Here is a 23,683-nt window from a genome sequence, read left to right on the forward strand (position 1 = left end):
GCTGATTAGGCTTGCGCGCGTGAAGTCGACCCTCAGCGCATCCGAGGCGCGCCGCATCGCCCTCGCCGCCCAGGGCTTCGGCCGGCCGCGTCCCGCGTCTCCCGGCACGCGGCAGCTCAACCTGGCGCTCGCGCGCATGGCGACGCTCCAGATCGACTCGGTGAACGTGTTCGCACGATCGCACTACATGCCCCTCTTCTCACGCGTCGGGCCGTACGACACCGCCGCGCTCGATCGGCTGCTGTTCGCCCAGCGCCCGTCGTACGTCGAGTACTGGGCGCACGTCGCCGCCTTCATCCCCGCGTCCGACTGGTCGCTCTTCCGATTCCGCATGGACGACATGCGGGCGAAGCACGGGTCCGCGGCCGACGGGTGGTTCGAGCGCCACCGCTCGATCGTCGACTGGGTGCGCGCCGAGCTGACCGACCGCGGCCCGCTCCGGCCCGCGCAGATCGAGCACGATGCGAAGCAGGCGGCGCGCGGGCCGTGGTGGGATTGGGACGTCGTCAAGCACACCCTCGAATACCTGTGGCTGTTCGGCGAAGTCGCGATCGCCGGGCGTCGCGGGTTCGAGCGCCGGTACGGGATGGCCGGCGATGTCCTCCCGTCCGACGTCCTGGCGAACCCCGTGCCGCGCGACGACGCGATCCGCGAGCTGGTCCGCCGGGCCGCAGCCGCGTACGGGGTGGCGACGGCCGCCGACCTCGCCGACTACTGGCGCATCGCGAACCGGCCCGCCGTCGTCGCCGCGATCGCCGACCTGACCGACGCCGGCGAGCTCGAGCCGGTCACCGTCGACGGCTGGACGACGGGCGGCAGGCCCTCGAAGGCATGGGCGCACCGCGATGCCGCCCTCCCTCGCCGAGTCGACGCCACGGCTCTCCTCACACCCTTCGATCCGGTGGTGTGGTTCCGCGACCGCGCCGAGCGGCTGTTCGACTTCGAGTACCGCATCGAGATCTACACACCCGCGCCGAAGCGCCGGTTCGGCTACTACTCGCTCCCCCTCCTGGTGGGCGACGACATCGTCGGGCGCATCGACCTCAAGGCCGACCGAGCCGCCTCGACGCTGCGCGTGCAGTCCGCCTGGTGGGAGCACGGCAGACCGGCGGATGCCGCGGCCCGCGTCGCCGACGAGCTCCGCGCAGCTGCGCGCTGGCAGGCGCTCGAGAGCATCTCGGTGTCACGGTGGGGAGATGCCGTCGACGACATCGCCGATGTGCTGCCCGAGGCTCGACGGCACGATGCCGGGCCTGCCGAGCCGGTGGCGCTCGCCGCCGACGAGCCCGCGGGCTAGCGTAGGAGGGTGAAGCGCGGAGCCGTCGTCGGGATCGTCGCCGGCGCCGCCGTCGTCGCCCTCCTCGCCGGCGGCACGTGGTGGTTCGTCACCCGGCCGCAGAGCCCGGAGGACGCAGCGCGCACCTACCTCGACGCCCTCGCGAGCGGCGACTACGCGACCATCGACGGGATGCTGGGCGACGGTGCCGGCGACATCGAGAGCCTGGTCGAGGAGGCGTTCGTCGGAGCGAGCGGGTACATCACGGAGCCGGGCATCGCGGAGATCAGCAGCGACGGCGACGGCGCCGCGACGGTGAGCGCGGATGTCGAACTGGGCGGCGAGCCGCGCGAGCTGAGCTTCTCGCTGGAGGAGACGGACGGCGGTTGGATGCTCGTGGGCGATCACCTCGCGGAGTTGCGCGTCGACACGACACTCGCCGGACAGACCGGCGGCGATGCGGTGTGGATCGGCGCCGCGCTCGCGCCCGCGAACATCGACCTGTCGCTGCTGCCCGCCGAGTACGACGTGCAGGCAGCACCGCGCGGCATCCTGTCGGGCACCGCGACCGCCGTGGTGAGCACCGACGAGCCCACCACGATCGCCCTCGAGACCACGATCGCACCCGAAGCGACGGCCGCGGCGCAGACGCAGCTCAACGCCTACATGGACGAGTGCACGGCGACCGCCGCAGAGGTGCCCGAGTCCTGCGGGCTCCGCGTGCCGTGGGCCGTCGATCTGACATCGCTCGACACGATCGCGTTCCGGATCGAAGAGCGCCCCGCGGTCGTGCTGTCGGGCGACGGCACAAGGTTCGAGGCGACCGGCGGGGTGGTCGTCGCCACGGCCAGCGGGACCCCGCGCGCCGGTTCGCCGGCCACGGTCACCTACCGCGCAGACGACTGGGCGCTGCGGGGATCGGTGCGCTTCACCGGCGACGAGATGGTCCTCCTCGTCGGCTGATCATGCCTCCGGCAGTCCCTGCACATCCAGGCCCAGCCAGCGCGCGAGTTCGCGGATCTCAGTGTGGACAGCCTCCGTCGTCTCCGGATCGAACGGGGCGTCCTCATGGACGGCGAAGACGCGGAGGACGCCCGCCTTGCGATCGGCCTTGGCATCGAGCTTGCCCACGAACCGGTCGCCGTGCAGGATCGGCAGCGCGAAGTACCCCCAGCGCCGCTTCACGGCAGGCTTGTACATCTCGAGCAGGTACTCGTACGCGAAGATCTCCTCCAGCCTCTTGCGATCGAAGACGAGCCGGTCGAACGGCGAGAGGAGCGCCGTGCGCGGCGCGAATCCTTCGACGGCGACGAGCGCCTCGGGGTCGACGCGCCACGTGCCGGGAGTGTCGTCGACGACGGCCTCATCGCCGATCAGCCCGACGTCGATGGGCTCGATCGGCTGCGCGAGGTTCTTCGCCCGGGCGACGCCGAACGACCTGAGCCGCCGCTCCGCGCGCTCGCGCGCGGAGTCTTCCGCCGAAACCTCGGGGATGTCGGCCGGGTACACCCGCGCGGCGAGATCGAACAGCCTGCCACCCGAGTCGCGTGACGAGATCGCCACCTCGCCGCGGAGCACGAGCATCTCGAGAAGCTGCAGGGTGTTGCGGTTGTTCGTCCACCCGGACGAGCGCCACGAGACCTGCGCCGTGTCGGGGATGTCGGCGGGGCGCAGCGGACCCTCGGCCCGGAGCTTCGCCATGACCTCCCGCCGGAAGACGTCGTTCGCGGCGAGCCAGTCGCGGGCCTCGCGCGAGTGCGGGCGCGTCGCCATCTCGGGGCGCAGGAGGGGGAGGTCGGCCATGGTGCGGTAGAAGCCGCCCCACTCGAACACCGCGCGGTCCTCCTCGACGAGGCGGGTGAGATCGGCGGGCTGATACGGCCAGCCGAGCCGGCTCCACAGGATCAGGTCGGCGCTCGGCGCGATCGCAGCGGTCGGCTCGATGTTGACGACCGTCAGCGCATCGATCGCCTCGACGATGCCCGCCGGGCGCTCGGCCGAGAGCAGCTGGGCATGCACGGCGATGCGTCGCGCCTGCTCACGCGTGAGCCGATGGACCATGAGGCGAGGCTACTGCGCGCCGCCGACGCCGGGCGGCGGCATCCGCTCTCGTCCCGTCAGAACTGGACCCGTGGCGGCTCGGATATCGCGGCTCCGTCGACGACCTCGAAGAACTCGCGCTCGTGGAACCCGAGGTTGCGCGCGAACAGGTTGTTCGGGAACACCTTGATCTTCGTGTTCAGCTCGCGCACGCCGCCGTTGTAGAACCGGCGGGATGCCTGGACCTTGTCTTCGGTGTCGACGATCGCCTGCTGCAGCTCGAGGAAGTTCTGGCTCGCCTGCAGCTGCGGATACGCCTCGGCGACCGCGAACAGCGACTTCAGTGCCTGCTGCATGTGTCCCTCTGCGAGGCCCGCCTCGGCCGGCCCGCCGGCGGTCAAGGTCTCGGCGCGCGCCCGCGTGACGTTCTCGAACACGGCTTTCTCGTGCGCCGCATACCCCTTCACCGCCTCGATGAGGTTCGGCAGCAGGTCGGCACGCCGCTTGAGCTGTACCGTGATGTCGCTCCACGCCTCATCGACGCGCACGTTCAGCTGGACGAGCGAGTTGTAGGTGGCCCAGAGGTAGATGCCGGCGATGGCGACGAGCGCCACGACGATCAGGACCGGGATCAGCCATTCCCACATAGCGGGGACTCCGTTCGAGGTTTCCCTCATCCTAGCGAGCGTCGCGCGGCTCTCACCCGCCCGTTCGCCGGACTCTCAGGCGTTACCCACCGAGCACGCGCTCGAGGTAGGGGTTGGCGAACAGCCGCTCGGGGTCGAGGCGATCGCGGAGCGCGACGAAGTCGTCGAAGCGCGGGTAGCGGTCGCGGAGGATCGAGGCATCCAGCGTGTGCATCTTGCCCCAGTGGGGCCGGCCGCCGAAGCCGAGCATGATCTGCTCGACCGCTTCGAAGTACTCGGTCGGATCGTCGCGCCAGTAGCGGTGGACGGCGATATACCCCGAGGTGCGACCGTGCGCCGTGGACAGCCAGCGGTCGTCGGCCGCGGCGAAGCGCACCTCGACGGGGAACGAGATCCGCCATCCCCGCTCGTCCACGAGGGCGCGCAGCTCGTCGAAGGCCGGACGCACGTTCTCGGCCGGCAGCGCGTACTCCATCTCGCGGAACCGCACCGAGCGCGCCGTCGCGAACACGCGGGACGAGGCATCCGTGAATTCGCGGTCGCCCCACATCTTCACCGACAGCCGGTTGATGCCGGGAATCGTCGCGGGGATCGTCTTGGCGACGGTGCACGCCACCTGGTGCAGGCCGTTGCCGACGAGGATGTCGTCGACCCACTTGCCGACCGGAGCGAGCGGATGCCGCGGCGCGCTCTCGGGCAGCCGCGTGTTCGTCTTCGTCATTGCCCGGTCGGTGTGCGGGAACCAGTAGAACTCGAAGTGATCGGCGGCCGCGACGCGTGCATCGAGGTTCGCCAGGACACCCGCCAGGTCTTCGGGCTGCTCGACGGCGTGGAGCACGAACGCCGGCACGCACTGCACGGTCACCTCGACGAGGATGCCCAGCGCGCCGAGTCCGAGCGCGATCGCCGGGAGGAGTTCGGGGTTCTCCGTGTCGCTGACGACGAGCAGGTCGCCGGATGCCGTCACCAGCGTCGCGCCGACGATCTGCGTGGCGATGCCCCCGAAGCGAAGGCCCGTGCCGTGGGTGCCCGTCGAGATCGCGCCGGCGATCGACTGGCGATCGATGTCTCCGAGGTTCTCCATCGCGAGGCCGTACGGCGCCAGGAGCGCCGGGACCTGGTGGAGCCGCGTTCCGGCGAGGAGCGTCACGCGCGAACGCTCGACATCGGTCGAGACGAGACCGCTCAGGTCGGTGAGGTCGAGCAGCACGCCGGGCGCGACCGCGATCCCCGTGAAGCTGTGACCCGCACCGACCGCCTTGACCGGGATCCCCTGAGTCGCGGCCGCCACGACAGCGCGCTGTACGGCGGCGGTGGTGCGGGGGAACTCGACACGGCGGGGTCGCACCGACTCCGACCGACCCCAGTTCTGCCATCTGCCGCCCGGACGAGTCACAGGAACGCCTTTCCCTCGCCGCGGTAGGTGGGCACTTCGCCGATGAGGCGCTCGCCGTCCACGACGTGATAACGATCGACCCGCTCCGCGAGCTCGCCGCTCTTCGAGTGCCGGAACCACACGCGGTCGCCCACGCGGAGGTGGCGCGCCGCTTCGCCCTTGAGCGGCGTCTGCACCTCTCCGGCGCCTTCGCGCGGGATCGTCTGGAGCCCGGCGGGCCAGACGGGGAGCGGCTGACGTGACGCGACCGGCGGGCCGGACGCGATCCAGCCACCGCCGAGCACCGTCGCGATGTCGGGGGCGGGCTTGCGCACGACCTCGAGCGCGAAGGCTGCGGCGGGCGCCAGGTCGAACGCGCGGTACCCGTCGAACAGGTGCCCTGCGAGCAGCCCGCTTCCGGCGGTGAGCTCGGTGACGGACTGATCGGATGCCGTGAACTCCAGGGACCCGGTGCCGCCGCCGTTGACGAACTCGAGCGGCGCGATGTCGCGCAGCGCCGACACGATCTCGTGGCGGCGCTCGAGCAGTTCGCTCGACGACCGCCGCTGCATCCAGCGGATGACGGTGTCGCCGGATCCGGTCGCATCGCCCTGCCCCGCGATCTGGGCCTCGTACATCATGAGCCCGACCAGACGGAAGCCCGGGCGAGCGGCGATGCCCCGGCCGAGCGCGGCGACCTCGCCGGGCTCGTGGACGGGAGAGCGATGCACGCCGATGTGACCGAGGCCCGGCGCTCGCCATGACGCGTCGGCGTCGATCGCGACCCGGATCTCGGGACGACCACCGGGTGCCGCCACCGCATCGACGAGGTCGAGCTGCGCGAGATCGTCCACCATCAGGGTGACGCGCGCAGCGGCGCGCTCGTCGGCCACGAGAGCAGCGATCGCCGCACGATCGGCGGTCGGATAGCCCAGCACGACGTCGTCGTGCGTCTCGGCCAGCCACAGCGCCTCGGGAAGCGTGAAGGCCAGGATGCCGTGGTACCCCGCCATGGCGAGGGTCGCGTCGATGGCCTCGCGCACGCGCACGGACTTGCTCGCCACGCGGATCGGCACGCCGCCGGCGCGGACGAGCATGTCGAGCGCGTTGTAGCGGAGCGCGGGCAGGTTCAGGGTCGCGACCGGGCCGGAGACACCGCTGACGGCCCGCGTCACGGCGCCCCAATAGGACGCCGGATCTTTCCAGGGCTCGGACGCCGTGGGCGAGGACAACAGGTCGAGGCTCATACGGCCCGCTTCGGGTGCGCGCGCATGCGGTCCAGCCTAGAGCCCGGTGCCGCGCCTGTCCGACGGCCTGTGGACTCGCCCGGGGGCGAGCTCCCCGCGCAGCCGGCGACCGGTCTCGCGCATCGCGTGGAGCACGCCGTCGCGCACGCTCGGATCCGCGTCGGGCCGCCACTGCGCGAGCACCGCATACGCGAGTGCACGTTCGCCGGATGCCACGACGCCGACGTCCGCCCGAACGGACACATCGGTCCCGGTCTTGTTCCACAGCCGGACGCCTCGGTCGGGTTCGCGATGGGCGAGCGGATCGAGCCCGAACTCGCCGGCGACCATCGAGAGGTCGCTGCCGAGCCCGAGCCAGCCGGTCACCTCCGCGCTCACCTCTCTCCCGACGACCTCGCCCCGATGCAGCCGAGCGGCGAGCGCTGCCAGATCGGCCGCCGACCCGCAGGAGAGGACGGGAGGATGCTCCGGCCCCCGCACATCCCGCACCCGGTCGAGGAGCGCGGTGTCGTGCAGTCCCAGCCCGCGCGCGGTCGCGGCGACGGCTTCGAGCCCGACGACGTCGAGGAGGACGTTCGTGGCCAGGTTGTCGCTCACGGCGCCGACGAGTCGGGCGGCATCGGCGAGACCGAGGGATGGGGCATCCATCACCTGCCACAGGCCGGAGTCGGCCACGGTGTCGTGCCCGCGTTCGACGGGAGCGGACCGGTCGAGCTCACCTGCCTCGAACCGCCGCGCCAGCTCGATGAGCAGCAGCACCTTGCCGACGCTGGCGGTCGACAGCGCACGTCCGGGCGCCTGGGCGGCGAGGCGCCGACCGGATGCCGCGTCCACGACGCACCCCGACCATTCGAGTCCCACCGCGGGGTCGTCGATCAGCGCCTGGAGCACGTACCCCCGCTGGGACTCGAACCCAGACTGAAGCGATTTTAAGTCGCCTGCCTCTGCCGATTGGGCTACGGGGGCGCCGCCGCGGCGGACGCCTCCACCGTACCGGTCAGCTGCCGGCGGCGGCCTTGGCGGGCGTCTTCTTCGCGGCCGGCTTGGCCGCGACGGTCTTCGCCACGGGTGCGGCCTCGACGGGCTGGGGCGGACGCGGACGCGCCGCGAACTCCTCGAAGACGTAGCGCGGGCTCTGGACCGTCGACAGGTTCACGAGGTCGCGGCGGAGCCAGAAGTTGTTCCACCAGCCCCACAGCACGCGCCACTTGCGCTCCCACGAGGGCATCGCCAGGCCGTGGTAGCCGCGGTGGGCGAACCAGGCGATGAGGCCCTTGAGGGCGATGTTGCCCGACTGGAACACGCCGTTGTAGAGACCGAGGCCGGCCACAGCACCCAGGTTCTTGTGGAAGTACTCGCGGGGCACCTCGCCGCGCAGGACCGCGACCAGGTTCTTCGCGAGGAGCTTCGCCTGGCGCACCGCGTGCTGCGCGTTGGGCACGCAGTACCCGCCCACGCCGCCGCCCGAGAGGTCGGGAACGGCCGAGACGTCGCCGGCCGCCCACGCGCCCTCGACGATCTCCTCGTCGGAGCCGACGCGCAGGTCGGCGCGCGTGCGGATGCGACCGCGCTCCTCGACGGGGAGGTCACCGCCGCGCACGACGGTGGGGTTGGCCATGACGCCGGCGGTCCAGACGATGAGGTCGGTGGGGATGTTCTCGCCCGTCGACAGCTCGACGATGCCGTCGACGGCGCTCGTGAGCTGAGTGTCGAGGTGGACGAACGCGCCGCGCTTGGCGAGGTCCTTCAGCACCCACTCGCTCGTCTTGAGCGACACCTCGGGCATGATGCGCCCCATCGCCTCGACGAGGTGGAAGTGCGTGTCGTCGAAGGTGAGCTGCGGGTAGCTCTTGACCAGCGACGAGGCCAGCGAACGGAGCTCGGCGAACACCTCGATGCCGGCGAAGCCGCCACCGACCACCACGACGGTCAGCAGACGCTCGCGCTCGGGACCGGGGGGCAGCGTCGAAGCCTTGTCGAAGTTCGACATCAGGCGATCGCGGATCGCGACGGCCTCCTCGATCGTCTTGAGACCGATCGCGTTGTCGGCGATCCCGGGGATCGGGAAGGTGCGCGAGACGGCGCCGGCGGTGACGACGATCTGGTCGTACTCGAACTCGTACGGCTCTCCGGCGATCGGGGTGATCGTGGCGACCTTGCCGGCGTGGTTGATGCCGGTGACCTTCGCGGCGACCACGGTGGTCTTCTTGAGGTGGCGGCGCAGAGCGACCACGGAGTGACGGGCCTCGATCGAACCGGCGGCGACCTCGGGGAGGAAGGGCTGGTACGTCATGTACGGCAGCGGGTCGACGATGGTGACGTCGGCCTCGCCCTTGCGCAGATGCTTCTCGAGCTTCCAGGCCGTGTAGAAGCCTGCGTATCCGCCACCGACGATGAGGATCTTGGGCACGGTGTTGGTCACGAGTGGAGTACTCCTCCTGGGTCAGCGGCTCGGCGCGCGGGACGACGATCGGATGCGTCGGACAGCAGCGGTGACGCCGAGCGCCACCAGTATAGCCGTCGCCGTGGCCACCGAGAGCGGCAGCGTCCCGTACAGCAGGGTGTCCCTCGACGGCAGCAGCGGGGATGCCGCGCGCTCGGCCTGATCGGCGCGCGGGAGCGGCGCGATCTCGACCGGCTCGACCGGCTGCTGCGGCTGCGGATCGCTCTGGGCGCGTCGGTACAGCCGGATCCACTCGCTCAGGCTGCCCATCGGGTTCTCGGTGACCGCGGGCACCGTGGCGGACACGGCGGCACCGGCATCCACCAGTCCGTACCCGTAGAGCGGGTCGTGATCGGCGTCGGCTCCCGCCGGCGGCTTGGCCGTCTGGATGATCCGGTTGATGACATTGTCGGCGTCGAGATCCGGATGCGCCGCCCGCACGAGCGCCGCGATGCCCGCGACGATCGGTGCGGCGCCGCTCGTGCCGTTCCACAGCACGAGCCGGCCGTCGGCGGAGACTCCGACGAGTTCTTCGCTGGGGGCGGAGACGCCGATGGTGATGCCCTGCGTCGACGCCTCGACACTGGCCTTTCCGTTCGGATCCACTCCGCCGACCGTGAGGACTCCGGGGATCGTCGCGGGAGCGCCGACACGGGTGGTGCCGCTCCCCCGGTTGCCCGCGGCGACCACCACGACGACGTCGTGCTCGAACGCGTAGAGGAACGCGTCATCCCAGCTCTCGTCCCAGTCGGGGACGTTGGTCGTGAGCGACATGTTGATGACGTCCGCGCCGTTGTCGACCGACCAGCGGATCGCCTCGGCGATCTGCTCCGTGAACGATCTCGAGGCCGCCGACCCGAATCCGACCGACACCGACAGCAGCTCCGCCTCCGGGGCGACGCCGATCATGCCGGTGTCGGCGCCGGTTCCGCGTCCGGCCGCGAGCGACGCGACCCAGCTGCCGTGGTTGGCGTCGACCGCGCCGACCGGCGTGCGGCCGTCGGGCGTGCCGATGCCCGAGACGTCCGTCCCGCCGACCACGGCGCCCTCGAACTCCACCGGCCCCTTGCCGATGCCGGTGTCGATCACCGCGATGGTCACGCCCTTGCCGCGGGTGGTCTCCCAGGCCTTCTCGACCCCGTAGCCGTCGAGCCAGTACTCGGCCGCACGGACCGGGTCCTCCTCCGGAGCCTCCGGGACGCCGGCGGCCGCCGGCGCGGCGGTGACCAGCGTCAGCGCCGCAGCGGTCGCGATGATCGCCGCGAGAAGGCCACGACTCATCGGGCGTTCCCGGGATGCGCGCAGACGCAGCGCTCGGGCGACCACGACGACAGCTCGAGAGCACGATCGCCGATCGGGTTCACCCCGGGGCCGGCGGCGAGCGCGTGACCGGCCAGGGCGTGGAGGCACTTGACGCGCGTGGGCATGCCGCCGGCGGAGATCCCGTCGATCTCCTCCACTTCGCCGTAGGCGGCCCGGTCGCGCAGATAGGCCTCGTGCGCGCGCCCGTAGGCGGCGGCGACGTCTTCGTCGGCGAGCTCGTCGGACAGCTCGCGCATCACGTGGTCGGCCTCGAGCATCGACATCGCCGCCGTCGCCGCGGGATGGGTCAGGTAGTAGAACGTCGGGAAGGGAGTGCCGTCGGGGAGACGGGGCGAGGTGGCGACGACGGTGGGATTGCCGCAGACGCAGCGCGCGGCGATCCCGACGACGCCACGGGCGGGACGCCCGAGCTGCTCGCGCAGAACGGCGAGGTCGGTGTCGCTGGCAGGGGGGAACGGCACGGTCGTCACCCCGCAAGGGTATCGGTGGCGCCTGGGACGAGCCTGGACCGCTCCGCGTCCGTCGACCGCGCGCCGACGCCGTCTAGGGAGTCGGTGTCCGAGTGGGCTCCGGGTCGGGTACCCCGACGGTCGGGGCCTTCACCGTCTGGGCGAGCCCGGCCGCGGCGACCGACCGCACGAGCTGCGACATCCAGTCTGTGGGCGTCTGCTCGACCTCCTCGCTGACGGGGTCCTGCTCCTGCGGGGCGAGCTCCGGCGGCAGGTCGTTGTCGACGAGATACACCACCTCGCCCGGGCGCACGTAGTACAGCCGCTCGCGCGCCTGGGTTGTGATGTAGGCCGGGTCGGTCCAGCGCTCGCGCTGCGCCTCGAGCTCGGCGACATCCTCCCGGCTCACCTCGACGGCGGCCTCGAGTGCGGCGATCTGCTGTCGCTGGTCGACGTAGGTGCCGATCGTCGGCACGAGCACGAAGGCGGCGAGGACCACCAGGCCGAGCATGATGACCATGAAGCCCGAGAGACGGATGCCCCCGAGCCAGCCCCGCACGTCGACGGCACGCCCGCCGGCCCGCCGCGGGGCACGAGAAGGGGGAGCCGTCGTCTTCGCCACGGCTCCCCCTCTCAGTGCTCTGTCAGCGGCTCTCAGCCCTTGAAGCGCGGGAAGGCCGCACGGCCGATGAACGTCGCCGCGTCGCCCAGCTCCTCCTCGATGCGCAGAAGCTGATTGTATTTCGCCACGCGCTCGCTCCGAGCGGGCGCGCCGCTCTTGATCTGACCTGCACCCGTGGCGACCACGAGGTCGGCGATGGTCGTGTCCTCGGTCTCGCCCGAGCGGTGCGAGAGCATCGCCGTGTAGCCGGCGCGGTGGGCCATGTCGACGGCGTCGAGGGTCTCGGACAGCGTGCCGATCTGGTTCACCTTGACCAGCAGCGAGTTCGCGACACCCCGGGCGATGCCGTCGGCCAGGCGCGTCGGGTTGGTGACGAAAAGATCGTCGCCGACCAGCTGCGTCCGCGTGCCCAGCGCGTCGGTGAGGGCCTTCCAGTTGTCCCAGTCGTCCTCGGCGAGGGCGTCCTCGATCGTGACGATCGGGTAATCGTCGACCAGGCCGACGTAGTACTCGGTCAGCTCGGCCGCGGTCCAGTCCTTCTTGTCGAGGCGGTACACGCCGTCGTTGAAGAACTCCGTCGCGGCGACGTCGAGACCCAGGGCGATGTCGCGGCCCGGCGTGAAGCCGGCCTTCTCGATCGCCTTGACGAGGAAGTCGAGGCCCTCGCGGTTGCTGGGAAGGTCGGGGGCGAAGCCGCCTTCGTCGCCGAGGCCGGTCGCGAAGCCCGCGGCCTTCAGCTCGCCCTTGAGCACGTGGTACACCTCGGTGCCCCAGCGCAGCGACTCGGAGAAGGTCTCGGCGCCGATCGGCGCGAGGAAGAACTCCTGCATGTCGATGCCGTTGTCGGCGTGCTCGCCGCCGTTGATGACGTTGAACAGCGGGACGGGCAGGACGTGCGCGTTGGGCCCGCCGAGGTAGCGGAAGAGCGGCAGGTCGGCCGAGTCGGCGGCGGCCTTGGCCACGGCGAGCGAGATGCCCAGGATGGCGTTCGCACCGACGCGCGACTTGTTCTCGGTGCCGTCGACCTCGATGAGGATCTCGTCGATGATGCGCTGCTCGCTGGCGTCGACGCCCTCGATGGCGGGGCCGAGCTCGTCGATGACGGCTGCGACCGCCTTGAGCACGCCCTTGCCGCCGTAGCGGCTCTTGTCGCCGTCGCGCAGCTCGTACGCCTCGAAGGCTCCGGTCGACGCGCCGGAGGGGACGGCGGCGCGCTGGACGATCCCGTCGTCGAGCAGCACCTCCACCTCGACGGTCGGATTTCCGCGCGAGTCGAGAATCTCGCGTGCGCCTACAGCCTCGATCAATGCCACGGGAAAGCTCCTAGTTCGTGGGCGGGTGGTGATGCGGAGCGTCGTCGGTCCGCATCAGAGTCTAGTGATGGGGATGCCCGGGCCACAGGCATCCCGTCATCGACCGCCGTCCTGCACGACGATGGCCAGCGCGACGCCGTCGTACCCCTTGAGGTCGAGCGTCTGCAGGGCGGTCGCGTCGAAGCGCGGATCCCGGCCGAGCATCTCGAGCCCGCGCTGCACCCCGATCACCTGCGGGTTCTCGGTGGCGGGGTTGGCCACCTCTCCCCCGCGCACGGTGTTGTCGACGACCACGACCGTGCCGGGACGGCCGAGCCGGGCCGCCCAATCGAGGTAGATCGTGTTCGACTCCTTGTCGGCGTCGATGAACACGAGATCGAAGGGCTCGCCCCCCTCGAGCGTCGGCAGCACGTCGGCGGCCCTCCCGAGCCTCACCTCGACCTTGGCCGAGACTCCCGCGCGCTCGAGGTTCGCCCGCGCGATGTCGGCGATGCGGGGCTCGGCCTCGATCGTGACGATGCGGCCGTCGTCGGGGATGCCGCGCGCCATCCAGATCGTCGAGTACGCGCCGAGCGTGCCGATCTCGAGCACGCGCCGGGCGCCGCTGATGCGCGCCAGGAGATGCAGGAACTTGCCGTTGACGGGGGCGACCTCGATCGCGGGGAGACCGGCGGCGTTCTGGTCGGCGACGGCGTCGTCGAGTGCGGGGTCGTGCCCCACCAGGGTCTCGGTGAGGTAGGCGTCGACGCGGCGCCACAGGTCGGGGGTCGGGTCGGTCATGGCCCCAGCCAACAAGCGGCCGGGGCCGCCGTCAAGCCCGACGGCGCGTGCGCGAGCGGACCCACATCAGAGCCGCCGCGCCGCCGCCGAGCAGCACGATGCCGAGCAGCAGGCTCTGCCACGGCCACATGCCTCCCGTGGCCGGAAGCGCGCCAGGTGCGCCCGGCCCCGGCGGAGCGGCCGGATCGGTCGGGTCGACCGGCGGGAACGGTCCGACGACGACGTCGAGGATGCAGTCCTCGTCGGCGCACCCGCCGCCCTCACCGGGGACGACCACGGACACCAGGGTCCCGTCGCCTTCGCCCGACGCCGACACCGTGGCGGTGAAGGTGACGGTCACGGTGGATCCGGGACCGGTGGCCGCCAGCGGTCCGGTCCAGCTGAGAACGCCGCCGTCGACCGTGATGCTCCCGCCGGTCGCATTGACGGAGGCCGGGTCGATGACCGCGTCGTCGAGCACCCCTGTCAGGTCGTCGAGGAACGACGCGACCGACCACGGCGTCGAGCCGGTGTTGTCGACGGTGATCGTGTAGAGCACGGCACTGCCGGGGATCACCGGACCGGAGGACGTCGTCGCGACCCGCACCGTGTACGACTCGGTGTCGGTGACTGTCGTGCAGTCGGCCGCGGTCGGGCACGTGCCGTCCGCGCCGGGGGCCACCGTGTTCGTCAGAACGGCGTCGGCCCCGGTCCCTGCCGGACGGACGACGGCCGGGTAGGTGATCGTCACGCTCGCACCCGGGCCCGAGGCGGCCAGCGGCCCCGCCCACGTGAGAGTGCCACCCGTCAGGGATGCCGCGCCCGCGGTCGCACTGATCGCGGCCGGGTCGATGGTCGCGTCGTCGAGGACTCGGCTCAGGTCGTCCGAGAGCGTGGCCTCGCCTGCCGCGAACGCGACGGCGCCGGTGTTCTCGACCGTGAGGGTGTAGATCGTCGTCTCACCGGGACGCAGCGGCCCCGGGTCGGAGGTCGTCTTGGTCACCGAGAACGCCTTGATCGCGGTGGATGTCTCGCACGAGGCGGACGAGAGGCACACGCCGTCCGCACCGGGCGCCACCGTGTTCACGAGAACGCCGTCGCCGGACCCGTCACCGGTCTCGACGACCGCCTCGTACGTGATGGTCACGGTCGCCCCGGCACCGGTCGACGCGAGCGGGCCGTCCCAGCTGAGCGTGGTGCCGCTGAGCGATGCGACACCCGCGGATGCCTGAACGGATGCGGGATCGACGGTCGCGTCGTCGAGCACGTCCGAGAGGTCGTCGGTGAAGGCGGCCTCACCGTCTGCGAAGGCGTCCGAGCCGACGTTGGTCACGGTGACCGTGTACGTCACCGTGGTGCCCGGCGCGACCGTTGCGGCGGCCGACGACGACTTGCCGACGACGAACGCCCGCGTATCGGTCGAGGTCACACAGTCCGCGGCGACCGCGCAGAGTCCTCCCGCGCCGGGAGCGACGGTGTTGACGAGGGCGCCGTCACCCTGGCCGGATCCGGCCGCCAGGACGACCGCCTCGTACGTGATGGTCACCGTGTCGTCGCCGGCCGCGGCCCCGAGCGGGCCCGCCCAGCTCAGTGTCGTCCCGGAGAGCGTCGCGGTGCCGCCCGACGCCTGAATCGTCGCCGGATCGATGGTGGCGTCATCGAGCACGTCGGCGAGGTCATCGGTCAGTGCGGCCTCGCCCGGGCCGAACGCGACCGTGCCGGTGTTCTCGACGGTCAGCGTGTAGGCGATCGTGTCGCCGGGCGCGGCCGGGCCCGGAGGGGAGGATGTCTTCGTCACTTCGAACGAGCGCACGTCGGTCGTGGTCGCGCAGGTCGCCGCCGCGTCGCACACGCCGCCGACGCCCGTGGCGGAGACGCCGTTGGTCAGCTGACGATCCCCGCCGGGCGGGTTCGCGGTCTGGATCTGATACGTCACCGTGACGGTCGCCGCCGCGCCCGTCGCGGCGAGCGGCCCCGACCACAGCAGGTTGTTGCCCGCGATGTCGACCGATCCCGCCGACGCCGTGATCGAGCCGGGCACGAGCGTGCCGTTGTCGAGCACGTCGGTCAGGTCGTCGCGGAACCCCGCATAGTCGGCGGGGTAGGGCACGGCGCCGGTGTTGTCGACGGTGACGGTGTACGTCACGAGGCCGCCGGCGTCGACCACGGCGGCCGAGGCCGTCTTGGCGACCGAATAGGACATGTCCGTCTCGACCGTGCAGGCGGCCGGAGCCATGGCATCCTGCACCGACGAGGCGCCGATGGTGTTCGCGATCCCGGTGGCGAACGCCTGCGTGGTGGGAAGCGGCGCCGTGGACGCCACGGCGGGGACGCCGTTCAGGCGCAGGAAGGTGCCGTTCGCCGCGGTGACGTACACCTCGCCCGAGGAGCGGGCGGCGCCGACGACGCCCATGGGGAGTGTTCCGATCTGCGTCCAGGTGGCCGTCGGCGAGAGCCGGAAGACGCTCGTTCCGAGAGACGTCGCTCCGGTCTTGGCGAACACCAGCGTGTCGCCGCCGGCGACGGGAACGAGGTCGCCGACGGTGTTCACCCCGGTCGGCAGCACCGCGAAAGCGGTCGCGGCCCCCGTCGCGGGGTTCACGCTGTAGATGGTCCTCGACGTCGTCAGGTCCATGAGCAGCGTGTTGGCGGCCGTGTAGACGAGCGAGCCGCCCAGAATCATCGTGCCCGCCGGCAGGCCGGTGATCGGCCGGGTGAGCGTGGAGGCGCCGGTGGCGGGGTCGATCTGGTAGAGCGTCTTGGCCGTCGTGGAGGTCTGGGACACGCCCCACAGCACTGCCCCGTTGGGCTGCCACGCGATGTCCTGGTAGTTGCGCTGCAGCGGTACCGACGCGCCGAGCGGCGTGCCGTCCGTCGCATACCGCGAGAGTGTGAGCGGGGCGACGCTCGTGTTCGCCCAGATCGTCGAGGGCGGGCACGCCGCGGGCGTGGGCCGGAGCCGGATGGGCGTCGCGACGGTGCAGGTGCCGGTGCATCCGCCCTCCGCGCCCAGGGTGGTCACCGTGTTGTCGAGCTGCCACGTTCCCGCGCTCGGATCGTCCACGACGACCTGGAACGTGACCGTGACCGTCGCGCCCGCCGGGAGGGCGCCCGTCCACGTCAGGGTGCTCGCGGAGACCGAGGCGGAGCCCGAGGTCGCGGTGATGGAGCCCGGCACGATATCGGCGTCGTCGAGCACCCCCGCGAGGTTGTCGGCGACGTCTGCGGTGCCCGCCGCGTAGTCGACCGAGCCGAGGTTGTTGATGAGGATCGTGTAGGTCACGGTGTCGCCGGGCGCGGCCGTGGCCACCGACGCCGACTTCTCGACGCCGTACGCCTGGAACGGATCGGGGTCGCACGAGCCGTCGTCCTGCTGCGACGTCGCGCCGTTGAAGATCGACGTCGTGTTGATGATCTCCGTGGTCGGGAGCACGGCCGTCGACTCCGCCGTCGGCACGGCGTCGAGGCTGAACATCTCGCCGGTTCCCGTGACCAGATAGATGCCGCCCCCCGATTGGGCCGCCCCCCAGGCGGTGGGCCCGCCACCGATCCGCGTGAGAGTGCCGTCGGCATGCAGACGGAAGTACGCGCCGCTCACGCCCTCCCAGCCGAGGACCAGGATGTCGCCGTCGGCGAGCTGGAGGAAGTCGCCGCCGACGATGACGCCCGCGGGCAGAGTGGCGACGAGCGCGGCGACCCCTGTCACGGGATCCACTTCGTAGATCGTCGATCCGCCGCCCAGGAGGAGCGTTCCGTCGGGGGTCGCGCTCAGCCCCGACGACACGAAGCCGAGGGGATTGCCGTCGAGCGTGATCGCCAGGGACGACGTCTCCGCGCCGGTCGCGGGGTCGAGCGTGTACAGGGTGGAGTTCACGGTGGGGCTCTGCGCGAAGACCGCATACAGCGTCGTGCCGTCGGCGCCCCACGCGATATCGCCGTACCCGCGGGCGAGCGGGAGCCTGGGGCCGACCGCCACACCGCTCGGGAGATACCGGATCATCTGGGGCGTCGCGCCCCCGGTGTTGACCCAGATGCGCGCCGGCGGACAGTCGCCTGGCGCCGCCGCGGCGTGCGGCAGCGGCGACAGAACGAGCAGCGATGCGATGAGCGCGGTGACGACCGCGACCCCCACGGAGATCCGAGTGCGCAATCCGACCGATGTCATGGGCCCCCCTGGGTAGTGACGACGCGATGCTACGCCCGCCGATCGCCCGCCTCAAGACTTTCCTATAGGAAATCATCAAATTCGGATGAGGTCCCTCCGACGAGGACGGCTCGCGCGGCATCCCGCCGAGGGTCGGCCTGTTGTCGCTGTTCGACAAGGGATGCGGCATCCGCTGTGCGCCTTTGGCACCATGGCCCGCATGCGCGTGACCCCTCGAAGACTCGCCGTCGGGATGAGCCTGTGGGCTCCGAACCTGTGGAGCGGCATCCGTGTGAAGCGGTTCGCCGACGACTGGACGAGCGCCACGGTCGAGCTGCACGTGAACCCGATCACCCGCAACTACGTCAAGACGGCGTTCGGCGGCGCGCTGTCGGCGATGACCGACCCGTACTTCTTCATGCTCGTGATGCACCAGCTCGGGCGCGACCACGTCGTGTGGGACACGCGCGGCGAGATCGAGTTCGTCAAGCCTGGCCGCGGCGTGCTCACCGCGCACTTCGAGGTGCCCCGCGAGAAGGCGGCAGAGCTGCGCGAACGGGCTCGCGGCGGCGCCAAGGTGCTCGAATGGTTCGAGACCGACATCACGGATGCCTCGGGCGACGTCGTCGCGCGGGTTCGGCGCGAGGTCTACGTGCGCGAGAAGAAGCGCATCACGGCCTCTGCCGGCTGAGCGCCGCCTCGATCGCCGGCAGGAGCGCGTCGGCGGTGCGGCGGTATCCGAGCGCGCTCGGGTGGAACCGGTCGAGGCTGAACATCTCCTCAGGATGCGAGATGAAGACGGGACCGACCGCGCGCCGCAGCGAGACCGCGGTCGCCCCGGCGCACTCGGCGGCCTCCGCCTGCGCGTCGGCGAGCTGGCGCGACAGGCGCGACCCGAGCGAGCGCAGCGGCTGCGGCACCGGGCGGAGCGCGCCCAGATCGGGACACGTGCCGACGACGACCTCGGCGCCGATCGCCTGCAGACGGGCGATCGCCGTCTCGAGGTGACGCACAGAGGTCGACACCGCGATGCGGTGGGTGATGTCGTTGCCGCCGACCACGATCACCGCGACATCGGCCCGGTAGTCGTCGGGGAGCGCGTCGAGCTGCGCGCCGACCATGCCCGATTCCGCGCCGACGACGGCCGCCGTGCGCAGACGCACGGGTCTGTGCACGCGTCGTGCCAGGCCCTTCGCGAGACGCGCTCCGAGCGTGTCCTTGCGCCGCTCCGCCCCCAGCCCGGCCGCGATGGAGTCGCCGACGAGCAGGAGCTCCACGGGCACGCCGTCGTACGAGCGCCGCCAGACGCGGTCGGCGTCGAGCGCCCGCTCCCCCAGCGGCTTGCCGATCCGGCGTCGCGCGATCGCCGCCTGGCGGTGCAGCAGAGCCCGTGTGCCGAGGACGACCGCCCCGGCTCCGACCACTGAGCCCGCGGCGCTCAGCGCGGCGACGCGGGTGCGGCTCATGGGTCGATTCGACCCCGTCCGGGTGAACGCCGTCTGACGCCGGGGTGAAGCATCCCGTTCCCCTGCGGGCGCTAGTGTTCGCGCATGGCGATGCCCTCTCTGCCCCGCCGTCTCGGTCTCGGCGACGCGGTGTCCATCGGCCTCGGGTCGATGATCGGCGCCGGCGTGTTCGCCGCCTTCGGCCCCGCTGCCGCCGCCGCCGGGAGCGGGCTGCTCGTCGGACTCGCGATCGCCGCCGTGGTGGCCTTCGGCAACGCGACGTCGACGGCGCAGCTCGCAGCCGTGCACCCGACGTCGGGCGGCACGTACGCCTACGGCCGGGCGGAGCTCGGGCCGTGGTGGGGGTTCGTCGCCGGCTGGGGCTTCGTCGTGGGCAAGCTCGCCAGCTGCGCCGCGATGGCGCTCACCTTCGCCGCGTACGCCGCGCCGCCGGGCTGGGAGCGACCGGTCGCGATCCTGGCCGTGGCCGCCCTCGCCGCGGTCAACTGGTTCGGCATCACGCGCACCGCCCAGGCCACCCGCGTCATCGTGGTCGTTGTGCTGCTCGCCCTCGCCGTCGCCGTCGCGGCGGCGGCTGCAGCGCCGGACTCCACCGGCTGGCTGTCCCCCGCATCGCTGTGGTCGGGCGGCTGGTACGGCATCCTCCAGTCGGCCGGCCTGCTGTTCTTCGCGTTCGCCGGGTACGCGCGCATCGCCACGATGGGCGAGGAGGTCCGCGACCCCGCCCGGACGATCCCTCGGGCCATCCTCCTCGCGTTCGCCGGCGCGCTCGTCGTGTACGCCCTCGTCGCGGTCGCGGTCCTGTCGACGCTCGGACCGGAGGCGACGGCCGCGTCGACCGAGCCCGTCGCCGCGGCGACTGCGGCCTCCGGGTGGGCATGGGCGGAGCCCGTCGTGCGGGTGGGTGCGGCCGCGGCATCCCTCGGCGCCCTCCTCGCGCTCATCGCGGGCATCGGGCGGACCACGTTCGCAATGGCCCGCGAGGGGGATCTGCCCCGCTGTCTCGGGGCGGTGCATCCCCGGTGGCATGTGCCGCACCGCGCCGACGTCGCCATCGCGCTCATCGTCATCGCCGTGGTCGCGCTGGTCGACCTGCGCGGCGCCATCGGCTTCTCATCGTTCGGCGTACTGCTGTACTACCTCGTCGCCAACGTCGCCGCGTTCCGTCAGCGCCCGGGCGCGCGCCGGTATCCCCGGGCGCTCCAGGTCGTCGGCGCCGTCGGATGCGTCGTGCTCGGTCTCACCCTGCCCTGGCAGAGCGTGGCCGTCGGCGTCGTGGTGGCCGCCGCGGGAGTCGGCTATCGGATGCTGCGGCTGAAGTTCACGCGAGCGGCTTGAGCTCGAGCCCTCCGACGGGGGTTCCGCCGGACACCGTCGCGAACGACGTGTAGCCGTCGGCGGCCGCGCGCTCGAGGAGTGCCTTGAGGTTCTTCGTGCGGTGCTCCAGGCGCACACGCACGCCGCCGGCCGCGAAGGACGCCTTGTGCGCGAGGAGCTCGCTCGGGGGCACATCCCGGTCGTGCACGAGCACGACGGAGATCGGAGCGGCGTCGTCCGTCGCATCGACCAGATCGACGATGCGCTCGAAGCCGATCGAGAAGCCGACCGCGGGCACGTCCTGACCGAGGAAGCGGCCGATCATGCCGTCGTACCGGCCTCCGCCGCCGAGCGAGTAGTCGACCGACGGGTGGGCGAGCTCGAAGATCGTCCCGGTGTAGTAGCCCATGCCCCGGACGAGGAAGGGATCGAACACCAGCGGGATGTCGGCGAGCGCCGCATCGTCGGCTGCCGGGCCGGTCGCCGCGCGTGCCGCGGCGACGGCGTCGCCGATGCCGACGAGGTGCGCGACGACGTCGGCGGGGGCGTCCTCCGGCAGGAGCTTGCGGATCTGCCGCTCGCCGTACGGGTTGTACTCGAGCGTCATCGGGCGGTTCAGGAACGACTCGAACGCATCGACCGCGGATGCCGTCGCCCCGCGTTCGCGCAGCCCGGCGGCCACTCCCCCGGGGCCGATCTTGTCGAGCTTGTCGATCGTGATGAGCACCCCGGGGCGCTCCTCCGGGGTGAACCCGAAGCTGTCGAGCATCCAGTCGAGCACGCGGCGGTCGTTGATGCGGACGCTGCCGCCCTCGAGCCCGAGCGCGTCGAGGGTGTCGAGCGTCGCCACGATGAGCTCGGACTCGGCGCGGGCCGAGGCATCCCCCATGATGTCGATGTCGCACTGCATGAACTGGCGGTACCGGCCCTTCTGCGGGCGCTCGGCGCGCCATACGGGCGCGATCTGGATCGATCGGAAGACGGTCGGCAGCTCGCCGCGGTGGCTGGCGTAGAACCGCGCGAGCGGGACCGTGAGGTCGTAGCGCAGACCGAGGTCGGTGAGCCGGGCGGGATCGTCGGCCGCCGCGCGGACGGCGTCGGCGTCGAGGCCCCGCTTGAGCACGTTGTAGGCGAGCTTCTCGTTGTCGCCGCCGATGCCCGCGTGGAGGCGCGCGTACTCCTCCATGACGGGGGTCTCGATCTCGTCGAAGCCGTGCACGCGATAGCGGTCGCGGATGACGGCGAGCACGCGCTCGCGACGGGCCTTGTCGGCGGGAAGGAAGTCGCGCATGCCGCGCGGAGGATTGACGGATGCCACCCGACTATGTTGCCAGGTCGGACTCGGCGTTCCGGATCTCGCCGGTGAAGCCCCGCAGCCGCTCGCGCAAGGCACGCTCGGAGTCCCATCCGTTCGCACGCGCCGTGGCGACGAGCGCGAGAAGCGCATCGCCGAGCTCGGACTCGGACGCCGGCCCGGCAGCCGGGTCCACGGCGACGCCGACCTGCGCACCCTTCGACACGAGCTTCTGAGCCAGGGCGAGGGACGGCATCCGCTCGCTCACCCCGTCGAGGACGCTGGTGCGCGCGCTCTTCTCGACCGCCTTGGCGGCGTTCCAGTGGACGAGCACCTCTTCGGGGGTGTTCGCGACGGCGTCGCCGAAGACGTGCGGATGCCTCCGCACCATCTTGTCCGTGAGGCCGCGGGCGACGTCGTCGATGTCGAACGGCTCGTCGGCGTCGCGCGACGCGATCTCGGCGTGGAACAGCACCTGCCACAGCAGATCGCCGAGCTCTTCTCGCAGCTCGGAGCGGTCGCCCTCCTCGACGGCGTCGATCAGCTCGGCGCTCTCCTCGACGAGGTACGGGACCAGGTCGCGGTGGTCGATCTGCTGCGTCCACACGCACCGGTCGCGGACCGTGCGCATCGTGTCGGCCGCCGCCCGCAGCGGGTCGACGCCGGTCACGACGCCGTCGGCGTCGAGGTGGTGCCCGCCGCGGCGATCGCCGCCTGCTTCCTGTAGTGCCATGCCCGCCACGATACGAGGATCCCGGCCGCTATGAGCGAGATCACCGAGCCCGCGAGCACACCGAGGATCGCCTGGTCGCGGATCTCGGGCTGGTCGCCGAAGGCCAGCTCGGACAGCAGCAGCGACACCGTGAACCCGATGCCGCCGAGTGCGCCGGCGGCCAGCAGGTCGCCGAGCTTCAGCGGCGGTGCGGCGCTGCGGTCGCCGATGCGCAGGGAGATCCACCCGAACACCGTGATGCCGAGGATCTTGCCGACCGGGAGCGCGACGAGCACGCCCCAGAAGGCGGGCGACAGCTCCCCGAGCGACACCGCCGGAACGGCCACGAGCGCCGCGTTGAACGCGAACAGCGGGAGCACGATCACATTCACCCACGGTTCGAGCTCGTGCCGCACCCGCAGCGCGGGCCGCTGGGCCATGGCGAGGCCGAGCACGACGCCCGCGATCGTGGCGTGGACGCCGGACTGGTACACGAACGCCCACGTGAGGATCGCCAGGATGACGAGGACGATGGCGATCGGCACCTTCGCGCGCGAGTCGAGCTGGCGGCTCAGGATGCCGAACAGCACGAGAGTGACGAGCGCGAGCCCCAGCATCCCGAAGTCGACGTCGGTGGTGAAGAGCACGGCGATGAACACGATGCCCACGATGTCGTCGAGGATCGCCAGCGCGAGGAGGAAGACGCGCAGAGCCGCCGGGAGCCCCTTGCCGAACACGGCGAGCACGCCGAGGGCGAAGGCGATGTCGGTGGCGGTGGGGATCGGCCAGCCGTCGGCGGCATCGGATCCGAACGCGAAGACCAGATAGATCGCGATGGGCACGAGCACACCGCCGGCGGCGGCGATCGCGGGCTGCATCGCCTTGCGAGCCGAGTTGAGCTGCCCGGAGGTGAGCTCGTACTGCAGCTCGACGGCGACGACGAAGAAGAAGATCGCGAGGAGGCCGTCGGCGATCCAGTGATCGACCGTCAGCTCGAAGATCCCGTCGATGCCGACATACGTGTGCAGGAAGTCGTCGACCGGACCGCCGGCCGGGCTGTTCGCGACCACGAGACCTGCGGCCGCCGCAACCAGCAGCACGATCGCGGGGAAGCGGGCAGAGCGTAACAATGACATCCGGGTCCTTCCATAGGAGTCGTCGGCGAGGGTCGCCGCGACCTCGCCGACCAGACTTCCCGGCACTCCTGCGGGAAGTCTAGCCATGAGGGGACGTCACACGAGGTCGCGCGTGACGAG

General features: G+C 71.5%; 20 protein-coding genes and 1 tRNA gene. 4 read left to right on the forward strand and 17 right to left on the reverse strand.

Annotation, left to right across the window (positions count from 1 at the left end; genetic code table 11):
* The first annotated feature begins 19 nt into the window (after nt 1-19).
* Nucleotides 20-1,297, forward strand: coding sequence for a winged helix-turn-helix domain-containing protein (locus tag EER34_RS13925; RefSeq protein ID WP_240642373.1), 1,278 nt, complete (start codon nt 20-22; stop codon nt 1,295-1,297).
* Between the two features lie 9 nt (nt 1,298-1,306).
* The gene (locus tag EER34_RS13930) at nt 1,307-2,239 is read left to right on the forward strand and encodes a hypothetical protein (protein ID WP_127475805.1); all 933 of its coding nucleotides are present in this window, start codon (nt 1,307-1,309) and stop codon (nt 2,237-2,239) included.
* Here EER34_RS13930 and EER34_RS13935 read toward each other — a convergent pair whose 3' ends face one another.
* From EER34_RS13935 to EER34_RS13995, 13 genes are all read right to left on the reverse strand, one after another.
* Nucleotides 2,240-3,337 (reverse strand): DNA glycosylase AlkZ-like family protein, encoded by a 1,098-nt coding sequence (locus tag EER34_RS13935; RefSeq protein ID WP_127475806.1) that lies wholly within the window; start codon nt 3,335-3,337, stop codon nt 2,240-2,242.
* 56 nt (nt 3,338-3,393) lie between these two features.
* Nucleotides 3,394-3,963, reverse strand: coding sequence for a LemA family protein (locus tag EER34_RS13940; protein ID WP_127476421.1), 570 nt, complete (start codon nt 3,961-3,963; stop codon nt 3,394-3,396).
* An 82-nt stretch (nt 3,964-4,045) separates the two neighbouring features.
* Complete coding sequence (locus EER34_RS13945) at nt 4,046-5,359, reverse strand: D-arabinono-1,4-lactone oxidase (RefSeq protein WP_127475808.1); 1,314 nt, start codon at nt 5,357-5,359, stop codon at nt 4,046-4,048.
* Nucleotides 5,356-6,585: an alanine racemase gene (locus EER34_RS13950; RefSeq protein ID WP_127475810.1), complete on the reverse strand. Its 1,230-nt coding sequence runs from the start codon at nt 6,583-6,585 to the stop codon at nt 5,356-5,358. Before EER34_RS13950 ends, EER34_RS13945 begins: the two co-directional genes overlap by 4 nt.
* Nucleotides 6,586-6,621: 36 nt before the next feature.
* Nucleotides 6,622-7,476, reverse strand: a complete 855-nt coding sequence (locus EER34_RS13955; RefSeq protein WP_240642374.1) for a serine hydrolase — start codon at nt 7,474-7,476, stop codon at nt 6,622-6,624.
* Nucleotide 7,477: 1 nt separating this feature from the next.
* Nucleotides 7,478-7,551 (reverse strand) — tRNA-Leu (locus tag EER34_RS13960).
* A gap of 31 nt (nt 7,552-7,582) precedes the next feature.
* A complete protein-coding gene (locus EER34_RS13965; protein WP_127476432.1) occupies nt 7,583-8,995 on the reverse strand; it encodes an NAD(P)/FAD-dependent oxidoreductase in 1,413 nt (470 codons plus the stop codon).
* Nucleotides 8,996-9,028: 33 nt separating this feature from the next.
* Nucleotides 9,029-10,309: a S8 family serine peptidase gene (locus tag EER34_RS13970; RefSeq protein WP_127475811.1), complete on the reverse strand. Its 1,281-nt coding sequence runs from the start codon at nt 10,307-10,309 to the stop codon at nt 9,029-9,031.
* Nucleotides 10,306-10,821, reverse strand: a complete 516-nt coding sequence (locus tag EER34_RS13975; protein ID WP_127475813.1) for a DUF501 domain-containing protein — start codon at nt 10,819-10,821, stop codon at nt 10,306-10,308. Before EER34_RS13975 ends, EER34_RS13970 begins: the two co-directional genes overlap by 4 nt.
* Nucleotides 10,822-10,894: 73 nt before the next feature.
* Nucleotides 10,895-11,422 carry an FtsB family cell division protein gene (locus tag EER34_RS13980; protein ID WP_240642376.1) on the reverse strand — a complete coding sequence of 176 codons (528 nt, stop codon included), beginning with the start codon at nt 11,420-11,422 and terminating at the stop codon, nt 10,895-10,897.
* Between the two features lie 32 nt (nt 11,423-11,454).
* Nucleotides 11,455-12,735, reverse strand: coding sequence for a phosphopyruvate hydratase (gene eno, locus EER34_RS13985; RefSeq protein ID WP_127475815.1), 1,281 nt, complete (start codon nt 12,733-12,735; stop codon nt 11,455-11,457).
* Between the two features lie 96 nt (nt 12,736-12,831).
* Complete coding sequence (locus EER34_RS13990) at nt 12,832-13,515, reverse strand: O-methyltransferase (protein WP_127475817.1); 684 nt, start codon at nt 13,513-13,515, stop codon at nt 12,832-12,834.
* A gap of 31 nt (nt 13,516-13,546) precedes the next feature.
* The gene (locus tag EER34_RS13995; protein ID WP_164743569.1) at nt 13,547-17,626 is read right to left on the reverse strand and encodes a beta strand repeat-containing protein; all 4,080 of its coding nucleotides are present in this window, start codon (nt 17,624-17,626) and stop codon (nt 13,547-13,549) included.
* Nucleotides 17,627-17,858: 232 nt separating this feature from the next.
* On the opposite strand from EER34_RS13995, the gene EER34_RS14000 reads away from it, so the two are divergent.
* Complete coding sequence (locus tag EER34_RS14000; RefSeq protein ID WP_127475820.1) at nt 17,859-18,329, forward strand: DUF4442 domain-containing protein; 471 nt, start codon at nt 17,859-17,861, stop codon at nt 18,327-18,329.
* Here the strand turns inward: EER34_RS14000 and EER34_RS14005 are convergent.
* Nucleotides 18,310-19,104, reverse strand: coding sequence for an SGNH/GDSL hydrolase family protein (locus tag EER34_RS14005; protein WP_127475822.1), 795 nt, complete (start codon nt 19,102-19,104; stop codon nt 18,310-18,312). The genes EER34_RS14000 and EER34_RS14005 overlap by 20 nt on opposite strands.
* 84 nt (nt 19,105-19,188) lie before the next feature.
* Between EER34_RS14005 and EER34_RS14010 the strand changes: the two genes are divergently transcribed.
* Nucleotides 19,189-20,442, forward strand: coding sequence for an APC family permease (locus EER34_RS14010; protein ID WP_127475824.1), 1,254 nt, complete (start codon nt 19,189-19,191; stop codon nt 20,440-20,442).
* Here the strand turns inward: EER34_RS14010 and EER34_RS14015 are convergent.
* Genes EER34_RS14015 through nhaA form a run of 3 tightly spaced genes read right to left on the reverse strand, consistent with a single transcriptional unit; the run spans nt 20,426 to nt 23,629 of the window.
* Complete coding sequence (locus EER34_RS14015) at nt 20,426-21,712, reverse strand: histidine--tRNA ligase (protein WP_240642423.1); 1,287 nt, start codon at nt 21,710-21,712, stop codon at nt 20,426-20,428. The two genes, EER34_RS14010 and EER34_RS14015, sit on opposite strands and share 17 nt — an antisense overlap.
* A 31-nt stretch (nt 21,713-21,743) precedes the next feature.
* The gene (locus tag EER34_RS14020) at nt 21,744-22,346 is read right to left on the reverse strand and encodes a nucleoside triphosphate pyrophosphohydrolase (RefSeq protein ID WP_240642424.1); all 603 of its coding nucleotides are present in this window, start codon (nt 22,344-22,346) and stop codon (nt 21,744-21,746) included.
* 35 nt (nt 22,347-22,381) lie between these two features.
* Nucleotides 22,382-23,629 carry a Na+/H+ antiporter NhaA gene (gene nhaA / locus EER34_RS14025; protein ID WP_338067958.1) on the reverse strand — a complete coding sequence of 416 codons (1,248 nt, stop codon included), beginning with the start codon at nt 23,627-23,629 and terminating at the stop codon, nt 22,382-22,384.
* Nucleotides 23,630-23,683 lie beyond the last annotated feature (54 nt).

The sequence above is a fragment of the Microbacterium sulfonylureivorans genome, assembly GCF_003999995.1.
Taxonomy (GTDB): domain Bacteria; phylum Actinomycetota; class Actinomycetes; order Actinomycetales; family Microbacteriaceae; genus Microbacterium; species Microbacterium sulfonylureivorans.